The sequence below is a fragment of the Inquilinus limosus MP06 genome (genome assembly GCF_000767795.1).
GTDB classification, from domain to species: Bacteria; Pseudomonadota; Alphaproteobacteria; order DSM-16000; family Inquilinaceae; genus Inquilinus; species Inquilinus limosus_E.
This window is the reverse complement of record NZ_JANX01000773.1, coordinates 1-2,347: the sequence shown is the minus strand read 5'-3', so window position 1 is coordinate 2,347 and position 2,347 is coordinate 1. Positions and strand designations below refer to the sequence as shown.

The 2,347-nt window shown below is 70.7% G+C and carries 3 protein-coding genes; 2 read left to right on the top strand and 1 reads right to left on the bottom strand.

Annotated elements, in window-relative coordinates:
- Together P409_RS32180 and P409_RS32175 are read left to right on the top strand one after the other, a co-directional pair.
- A partial coding sequence (locus P409_RS32180; protein ID WP_034848210.1) for an adenylate/guanylate cyclase domain-containing protein occupies positions 1–933 on the top strand: 933 nt, incomplete at its 5' end.
- A gap of 76 nt (positions 934–1,009) precedes the next feature.
- Complete coding sequence (locus P409_RS32175; protein WP_034848209.1) at positions 1,010–1,768, top strand: class I SAM-dependent methyltransferase; 759 nt, start codon at positions 1,010–1,012, stop codon at positions 1,766–1,768.
- 188 nt (positions 1,769–1,956) lie between these two features.
- Here P409_RS32175 and rpmE read toward each other — a convergent pair whose 3' ends face one another.
- On the bottom strand, positions 1,957–2,184 hold the full coding sequence (gene rpmE, locus P409_RS32170) for a 50S ribosomal protein L31 (protein WP_034848207.1): 228 nt from the start codon (positions 2,182–2,184) through the stop codon (positions 1,957–1,959).
- Positions 2,185–2,347 lie beyond the last annotated feature (163 nt).

Genomic DNA, 2,347 nt, shown 5'->3' with positions numbered 1-2,347 from the left:
ATCCAGGGCAGCTACGGCTTCGCCCGCGAGCAGGCTCAGCGCCGCCGGATCACGCGGGCCTTCGAGCACTACCTGGCACCGTCCATGGTGTCGCGCCTGGCGCAGGACCCGGGCCAGCTGCAGCTGGGCGGCGAGACCCGGGTGCTGACGGTGCTGTTCTGCGACGTGCGCGGCTTCACCACCCTGTCGGAGCGGATGCAGCAGGACCCGCAGGGATTGACCCGGCTGCTGAACCGGATCCTGACGCCCTTGTCCGAGGCCGTGCTGGCGACCGGCGGCACCATCGACAAGTTCATCGGCGACTGCGTCATGGCGTTCTGGAACGCGCCGCTGGACGACCCCGACCACGCCGCCCATGCGGTCGAGGCCGCCCGCCGGATGCTGGCGGACATCGCGGCGCTGAACGAGGCGCTGCAGCGGGAAGGCGTGGCCGGCCCGATCGCGATCGGCATCGGCATCAACACCGGCACCTGCGTCGTCGGCAACATGGGCTCCGACCGCCGCTTCGACTATTCGGCGCTGGGCGACAGCGTCAACCTCGCCTCGCGGCTGGAGGGCGCGTGCAAGCGCTACGGCGTCGGCACGGTGATCGGGCCGGACACGGCGCGGGCGCTGCAGGGCCGCACGGCGCTGATCGAGCTGGACCGGCTGGTGGTCAAGGGCCGGCGGGAGCCGGCCTCGGTCTTCACCCTGCTGGCCCATCGCCGGGTCGAGGACGGCCTCTATCAGGAGCTGTCCCGCCAGCACGAGGTGGCACTGACCACCTATCGCGCCCGCCGCTGGGACGAGGCGCGGGAGGGCTTCGCCCGGTGCCGGGAGCTCGAGCCGTCGCTGTCGACCCTGTATCACCTTTATGCCCTGCGCATCGCCGAGCATGAGCGCGAGCCGCCGCCCGAAGGCTGGGCGGGCGAGACGATCGCCGCGGAGAAGTAGGACGGCGGTCACGCACCGGTGCCATAATGGGCGCGACGCCGCCCGCCTTCCCGGCGGCACCGGAGACTCACGCCCGATGACGCAGGACCGGCTGTATGGCGACCCGGATCTCGCCAGCTTCTACGATGTCGAGAATGTCTGGTCCTCGGACCAGGACTATTGCCGGGCGCTGGCGGCCGGCCGCGCTTCGGTCCTCGACCTCGGCTGCGGCACGGGCTGGCTGGCCGCGGAGCTGGCGCGCGAGCCCGGACGGACGGTGTTCGGCGTCGACCCGGCCGGGGCGATGCTGGAGATCGCCCGCGCCCGGCCCGGCGGCGACCGGGTGACCTGGGTCCAGGGCGACGGCCGCAGCGTCCGGCTCGACCGCCGCTTCGACCTGATCGTGCTGACCGGCCACGCCTTCCAGGTGTTCCTGACGCCGGAGGACCGGCTGGCGGCGCTGCGCACCATCGCCGCGCATCTGGCGCCGGACGGCCGCTTCATCTTCGACAGCCGCAACCCGGCGCGGGAGGAGTGGCGGGAGTGGACTCCGGCGGAGTCGATGCGCCGGATCGAGCATCCCCGGTTCGGCGTGACGGAGGCGTGGAACGATGTCGAGCATGACCCTGCCACCGGCATCGTGACCTACGGCACCTTCTACCGGATCCTCGCCGACGGCCGGGTGCTGTCCTCGCGCTCCCGCATCGCCTTCCCGCCGCGCGGGCAGCTGGAGCGGCTGATCGCCGAGGCCGGGCTCGTGGTCGATACCTGGCTGGGCGACTGGACCGGTGCCCCCTGGACGCCGGAGTCGCGCGATTTCATCCCGCTGGGGCGGCTGGAACCGACAGGCCAATAAAGGATCGTCATTGCGAGCGCAGCGAAGCAATCCATGCATCAGCTCGTGCGGAACGATGGATTGCTTCGTCGCTGCGCTCCTCGCAATGATGGTTTTTGCTGCAAGGGCCGAACGCGAAAAGCCGGCCTCCCGAGCGGGGGCCGGCTCACAGACCAGCATCGCCGGGCGCCCGTTCGGGCGCCGCGCGATCAGGACTTCTTCAGGCCGAAGGCCTCGAAGCGCTTGTTGAACTTCGCCACCTGGCCGCCGCGATCGACCAGCTTCTGGACGCCGGTCCAGGCCGGGTGCGACTTCGGGTCGATGTCGAGACGGAGGGTGTCGCCCGCCTTGCCATAGGTGCTGCGAGTCTTGAACTCGCTGCCGTCGGTCATCACGACGGTGATCTCATGGTACTCAGGATGAATATCGGTCTTCATGGCCGGGGCTCCGCACAAACGAGGGGGCCGTATAGCCAAAGCAGCGGCGAAATGCAAGGTCGCCGCCGCATGGGGCTCATGTCGTCTCGTCCAGAACCGCCGCCAGCCGGGCCAGCAGCGCCTCGGCCTCGCCGGGGCCGTAGGGCTCCGCCGTGCCGGCGCC